The organism is Dietzia sp. DQ12-76, from assembly GCF_014145045.1.
GTDB lineage: Bacteria > Actinomycetota > Actinomycetes > Mycobacteriales > Mycobacteriaceae > Dietzia.
Genome location: NZ_JAALDV010000134.1, coordinates 1 through 5,953 on the forward strand (window position 1 = coordinate 1; position 5,953 = coordinate 5,953).

Here is a 5,953-nt window from a genome sequence, read left to right on the forward strand (position 1 = left end):
GCGGCCGCCAGGCGGAGGGACGACGACGTCGCGCCGTCACCCGGCCGGGGCTCCCCGGTCGCGCCGGACCGGGGTGGCACCTCGTCGGATGCCAGTCCGAGAGTCGCCCAGTGCCCGTCCGGCCCCCGGTTGATCCCGATGAGCGCGATCAGGGCGCGGCCTCGGTCGCGGTCGGTCACGCGGAGGAAGTATCCCTCCATCGCCACTCCGTGTGCGCGGAGCGGGTCGCCGAAGGGCAGGTCAGCGCCGGTTGCCCGGTAGCGTCGGAGAAGACTCATGTCGGCCAGCGTTTCACAGGGGCCCTATGTTGGACACCGTGAACTCGTCAGCGATCGGACTCAGACCGCCACGACACCGAGTCGACCCCCGGTGTCGTCGCTGGTGGACCGCCCAGGTCGGACTGTGGATGGCCGGGCCGCTCGTGGTGGCCGTCATCCTCGGACTGGTCCTGTCTCCGTGGGTCCTCCTCGCGGCTGCGGGCTGGGCGGTCGCGATGGCCGTGGCGCTGGTCGCGGTGCCGAGGGTGCGTTGGGCGATCCATCGATGGGAGGCCACGGACACGGCCGTCTACAGCCGTAGTGGCCTCTTCTGGGAGGAGTGGCGGGCCGCGCCGCTGTCGCGTGTGCAGACCGTCGACAAGACCCGCGGACCCCTGCAACGACAGTTCGGGTTGGCCACCGTCGTGGTCACCACCGCCTCCTCGTCGGGAGCGGTCCGCATCAGTGCGCTGGACGCCGCGCAGGCCGAGGAGATGGCTGACAGGTTGACGCTGCTGGCGCAGGACGACCAGCGGGACGCCACATGACCGCACCGGAGTGGCGTCGCCTCGACCGTCGGACCGTCGCCGCCAGCACCATCGTGGCCGCGGGGGCCCTGGCCGTCACCGCGGTTCCCGCCGGTTCCGCGCTCCTGCTCGCCGGGGTGGGCCCGGCATGGGTGGTGCTGTGGACCATCGGCGGCATGATCCTCGGCGCAGCGGCCACCGCGGTCATCGAGACCGCCCGGCTCGCCGTGACCAGCTATCGCGTGGACGCGCACCGGATCGAACGCCGCGTCCGATTCCTCTCCACCTCCACCACCAGCCTGTCGACCGGTCGGGTGCGAAACGTGGAGATCTCGGCGGACCTGGTGCAACGCCGGATGGGTATCGCGACGGTGCGACTGGCCAGTGGCGAGACCGACGGGTCCAGACTCATCCTCGGCGCACTGGACCGCGAGGTCGCCGAGGAGTTGCGACGTCGGCTTCTCGCCGAGCGCGCCGCCACCGACACCACCGAGCTCGTGCGCCTGGACCCGGTGTGGGTCCGCTACGCGCCCGCGAGCGTCATGACTCCCCTGTTCGGCCTCCTGGGCATCGGTGTGGTGTTCCAGGTCGCTGACTGGTTCAGGGCCGTGCCCGAGATGCTCGACTGGATCTGGTCCCGGATCGGCGACCTGCCGATCCCGGTGATCGCCGCCGGGGTGGTGCTTCTCGCCTTGGTGGTGGGCACCGTCGCATCGGTGGCCCTTTTCGTGGAGAACTGGTGGAACCTGCGACTCGAGCGCCATGAGGACGGTTCGCTCGAGCTGCGGCGGGGACTGCTCGTGGGCCGGCACACCTCCTTCGACGGCCGCCGCATACGCGGGGTCACGCTCCACGAACCCCCGGGGTTCAGAGTTCTCGGAGCTGCTCGGCTCGACGTGATCGCGTCGGGGGTAGGCACCGGGAAGGACGACGAGGGGAAGAAGAAGCAGAGTCCGGCGTTGGTTCCCCCCTCGCCACGGGCGGTGTCCGCCGGTGTGGCCGGGACGATTCTCGGTGAGCCGGTGCCCACCGCGCTCCTGGCCCACCCGTCCGCCGCACGTCGACGGAGGCTCGTCCGGGCGGGCGCGGTCGTCGTCGCGATCACGGGGGTGTCGCTCGTCCCTGCGGTGCTCTGGCCGTGGCTCTGGTGGGTCCCGCTGGTCTCGCTCGGACTGTCCGCCGCCGTCGCGATCTGGGCCGCGTTCGACAACGCCCGAGGCCTCGGGCACGCCCTCACCGACGGGGTGGTGGCGCTACGCAAAGGCTCACTGACACGGCGGACCGACATTCTCGATCGGAACGGCATCCTGGGCTGGAACATCCGGCGCTCGCCTCTGCAACGCCGCGCCGGTCTGGCCACGCTCGTCGCCACCACGGCCGGCGGTAGCGGGGCATTCCGGTTACCGGACGTGGGCCGCGAGCAGGCGCCCGCGCTGTGGCGCACCGCCGGGCCGGTGTGGGACCACCTCGCCGAGTGAGCACCGCCGAACCATCACCGCCGAGTGGTCGCAAACGACGCGAAACGCCCCGGGCGAACTGGGAGAACGTGAGCGAAATCGACCGCGCGATGAGGGCAGCGGACGGAGCCCGGCTCAGTCGGCGTCCGTGTCGGCGGGCCGGACGTCCGTCGCGGGGTCGAGCTTGCGCACCAGACTGGGCGCGAGGTCGGCCAGCGCGTACTCGTCGAGAAGGCGGCGGGCCTCGTCGTCGTCGACCCCCTCGAACACCCTCCCGATGGTCACACCGTGCGTGGGCACCGACACCAGCCGGATCTCGTCGCCCGCCTCGACAGGACCCGGGCGCAGGACGCGGGCGTAGGCGCCCGGCCTACCCGCCTCGGTGAACCGGCGCACCCACCTGGGCTTGCCGACGCGGTCGCCGAACGTCTGGCACGGGATGCGTGGCGTGGTGATCTCGAGGCGCAACGGACCGCGACGACCGCTGCCCGCGCCCACCTCGAGCACCGTACCGATCTGGAGCTGCGAGGTGTCCACGCCGGTCACGCGGAGGTTCTCGCCGAAGAACCCGGGCGGGATCGGCCCGCCGAACTCGGGCTCCCAGGGCGCGACATCGGAGTCGGAGAGCAGGTAGACGGCCTTCCATACTCCGCCGTGGTGTTCGCGATCGGCCTGCACGTCGCCGTGGAGGCCGTACTCGCGGACCTGCACAGGGCCGTCGACCGGCCGCTTGTCGATCGCCGTCACCCCGACGCGGCCCGGCACGGTGAGGAGCTGGTCCACCACGCAGACGGAGCGAACGGTGAACGACTCCGGGACGGCCACCCCGGACTCGGGAGCGTTCGCGGCCGGCATCAGTGCCCGAACCTGCGGTTGCGGGCGCCGTAGTCGCGCAGGGCACGGAGGAAGTCCACGCGGCGGAACGCGGGCCAGTACGCCTCGGTGAACCAGATCTCCGAGTACGCGCTCTGCCAGAGCAGGAACCCCGACAGTCGCTGCTCGCCGGAGGTCCGGATCACCAGGTCGGGATCGGGTTGACCGGATGTGTAGAGGTGCTCCCCGATGGCCTCGACGGTGATGCCGTCGACCAGGTCCTGCCCGGTCCGACCGTCCTCGATCAGCTGTGCGACGAGCTCGCGGGCCGCGTCGGCGATCTCCTGCCGGCCGCCGTAGCCCACGGCGACGTTCACCTTGACCCCCCGGCGCCCGGTGCTCGCGCGCTCGGCGTGCCGCAGCCGCTCGGCCAGCCAGTCGGGCAACACTTCGAGCCGGCCGACTATGCGGACATCCCAGTTCTTGTCCGGGCCCGTGATCTCGTCCACCACGTCGGCGATGATCTGCAGCAGCTCGTCGAGCTCATCGGCATCACGACCGAGGTTCTCGGTGCTGAGGAGGTAGATGGTGGCGACGTCCACGCCCAGCTCGTCACACCAGCCGAGCATCTCGGCGATCTTGACCGCCCCGGCCCGGTGACCGTGCGCGACGTCCGCGAACCCCGCCTCTTTGGCCCAGCGGCGGTTGCCGTCGGCCATCACGGCGATATGACGTGGGAGCCGGGCACCCTCGAGTGACGACCGGAGTCGCGACTCGTACAGCGAGTACAACGGGGAGGAGGCGTCCACCCGGAAGAGGTTACCGCGCGACGCCCCCTCCACAGGGGTCCCCCTGACCCGTGGGGGTTCTAGCCGCGTCGGCCGGCGCGCACCCCCGCGGCGAGCGCGCGCACTGCGTCCTCGGTGGTGTCCCAGCCGATGCAGGCGTCGGTGACGGACTTGCCGTAGACGAGGTCGGCGGCGTCGACGGACTGGGACCCGGCTTCGAGGAAGCTCTCGATCATCAGGCCGGAGATGCCCTGCTCCCCCGCCCCGATGCGCTCGGCGAGCTCGGCCACCACCTCGGCCTGGCGCTCGTGGGACTTGCCCGAGTTGGCGTGGCTCGCGTCGACCATCACCAGGCCGGGAAGTCCCACCTTGGCGACCGAGGCCACCGCGGAGGCCACCGACTCGGCGTCGTGGTTCGGACCGCGGGTCCCACCGCGCAGGATCACGTGGCAGTCGGTGTTGCCGGCCGTCTCCACCACGGCTGCCCGACCCTCGGCGTCGGTGCCGAAGAACACGTGGCGCGATGCCGAGGACCGGCATCCGTCCACCGCGACCTGTACCTCGCCGTCGGTGCCGTTCTTGAACCCCACCGGCATGGACAGACCGGAGACCAACTGGCGATGCACCTGGCTCTCGGTCGTCCGCGCCCCGATGGCGCCCCAGGAGACGGCGTCGGCGATGTACTGCGGGCTGGTCGGTTCCAGGAACTCGCAACCGACGGGAAGTCCAAGGTCCAGCACGTCCAACAGGAGCCTGCGGGCGGTGCGCAGACCGCGCGGGATGTCGTAGCTGCCGTCGAGTGCGGGGTCGTTGATCAGGCCCTTCCACCCGACCGTCGTGCGCGGCTTCTCGAAGTAGACGCGCATGACGATCAGCAGGTCCTCCGAGACCTCCCGGGCGAGGGTCGCCAGGCGCTCCGCGTAGTCGAGTGCGGCGTCCGGGTCGTGGACGGAACAGGGACCCACCACCACGAGCAGGCGGTCGTCACGCCCGGCGAGGATGTCGACGATCTCACCGCGGCTGCGGTCGACCAGTGCCTCGCGGGCCTCCCCCAGCGGGAGTTCTCCGAGGATCTCGGTCGGCGTCGGCAACGGGGAGTACGACAGGACGCGTCGGTCGGCGGTCTGGGTGGGGTTCTCGGCGGTGATGGTCACGGCGGTGCGCTCCTGATGCGGTGGTGGTGGCGGGCCGGGTGCCGTGATCCTGGTCGGTGCCCTGTGTCGCACCCGGATCCGCCGTGGGAAATGGCGGGAGGCGGCGACCATGGTGGTCACCGCCTCTGGGCTCCGGGTGTCGGGACGTCCGGTTAGCGGACGTGTGCGCTCGCGGCGCGGGCTCCACCCGGAGCCCACATAAAGCGCCAATATGCGCGAGCGATCGACATGCGGGACACCGTAGCAGAGGCCGCGGGAATCAGGCCACTCGCGTCCCGCGCTCCGGCTGGCACCCTGGACTCATGGGTTACCGACTCGTCGCCGACACCGCGATGATCCTCCACGCAGCTTTCCTCGTGTACATGGTGGTGGGCGGCTTCCTCGCGTGGCGATGGCGGTGGACGTTCTGGCCCCACCTGGCGACGGCGGCGTACGGACTGGGGATCGCGACGGTGGGGTGGGTCTGTCCGCTCACCCACGTCGAGAACTGGGGACGCGCCCGCGCGGGCGAGGAGACGCTGCCCTCCTCAGGGTTCATCGACCACTACCTCACCGACGTCATCTACCCCGCGGAGCATCTGTGGACGGCCCACGTCGCCGTCGCGACCGCCGTGCTCGTCTCGTGGGCGGGTCTGGCGTACCTGCAGTGGCGAGCGCGGGCACGGTCTGACAGCCCCGCGTCCGAGGTGCGCCAGACCTGAGGGAGACCGGACCGGCCGACCAGTATTCGAATGCTTGTGCGATCCCACCGGCCACGGTAGAGTCGCACGTAGGTTCGATCAGCGACTGGGGGTGTGGTGGTAGTGGTTCCGATGGTGACGACGACGAGCTCGGCGGCGTTCGGGGCGCTGCGCGCCGTGCCGGAGGCTCTGGACACGTTGGGCGCCGAGGCGCTCAGTGAGGTGGCGCGGTCGGCGACGCTGGCGCAGAACCTCGCGGCGGCGACCCGGTTGCGGG

The 5,953-nt window shown here is 71.1% G+C and carries 6 protein-coding genes and 1 pseudogene; 3 read left to right on the plus strand and 4 right to left on the minus strand.

All coding sequences use genetic code 11. The features are described from left to right. Positions 1 to 278: pseudogene (locus tag G6019_RS05810) on the minus strand (tocopherol cyclase family protein); the annotation flags it as partial. Between the two features lie 128 nt (positions 279 to 406). Here G6019_RS05810 and G6019_RS05815 point away from each other — a divergent pair. Together G6019_RS05815 and G6019_RS05820 are read left to right on the plus strand one after the other, a co-directional pair. After that, positions 407 to 805: a PH domain-containing protein gene (locus G6019_RS05815; RefSeq protein ID WP_228548955.1), complete on the plus strand. Its 399-nt coding sequence runs from the start codon at positions 407 to 409 to the stop codon at positions 803 to 805. Beyond that, positions 802 to 2,262, plus strand: a complete 1,461-nt coding sequence (locus tag G6019_RS05820) for a PH domain-containing protein (protein WP_182612604.1) — start codon at positions 802 to 804, stop codon at positions 2,260 to 2,262. The genes G6019_RS05815 and G6019_RS05820 overlap by 4 nt, the downstream gene beginning before the upstream one ends. Before the next feature lie 114 nt (positions 2,263 to 2,376). Here the strand turns inward: G6019_RS05820 and G6019_RS05825 are convergent, their stop codons facing one another. The 3 genes from G6019_RS05825 to G6019_RS05835 are packed head-to-tail and all read right to left on the minus strand — an operon-like array spanning position 2,377 to position 4,996. Continuing rightward, on the minus strand, positions 2,377 to 3,096 hold the full coding sequence (locus tag G6019_RS05825) for an MOSC domain-containing protein (protein WP_182612607.1): 720 nt from the start codon (positions 3,094 to 3,096) through the stop codon (positions 2,377 to 2,379). Continuing rightward, on the minus strand, positions 3,096 to 3,863 hold the full coding sequence (locus G6019_RS05830; protein ID WP_182612609.1) for an isoprenyl transferase: 768 nt from the start codon (positions 3,861 to 3,863) through the stop codon (positions 3,096 to 3,098). Before G6019_RS05830 ends, G6019_RS05825 begins: the two co-directional genes overlap by 1 nt. A 59-nt stretch (positions 3,864 to 3,922) precedes the next feature. Beyond that, a complete protein-coding gene (locus G6019_RS05835) occupies positions 3,923 to 4,996 on the minus strand; it encodes a 3-deoxy-7-phosphoheptulonate synthase (RefSeq protein ID WP_182612611.1) in 1,074 nt (357 codons plus the stop codon). Between the two features lie 302 nt (positions 4,997 to 5,298). On the opposite strand from G6019_RS05835, the gene G6019_RS05840 reads away from it, so the two are divergent. Continuing rightward, entirely contained in the window at positions 5,299 to 5,697 is a 399-nt protein-coding gene (locus G6019_RS05840) for a DUF2784 domain-containing protein (RefSeq protein ID WP_107756848.1), read from the plus strand. Positions 5,698 to 5,953: the final 256 nt, after the last annotated feature.

Coding starts and splice junctions, on each gene's coding strand:
- G6019_RS05825 (WP_182612607.1), bottom strand. CDS start 3,096: ATGCCGGCCGCGAACGCTCCCGAGTCCGGGGTGGCCGTCCCGGAGTCG.
- G6019_RS05815 (WP_228548955.1), top strand. CDS start 407: ATGGCCGGGCCGCTCGTGGTGGCCGTCATCCTCGGACTGGTCCTGTCT.
- G6019_RS05840 (WP_107756848.1), top strand. CDS start 5,299: ATGGGTTACCGACTCGTCGCCGACACCGCGATGATCCTCCACGCAGCT.
- G6019_RS05820 (WP_182612604.1), top strand. CDS start 802: ATGACCGCACCGGAGTGGCGTCGCCTCGACCGTCGGACCGTCGCCGCC.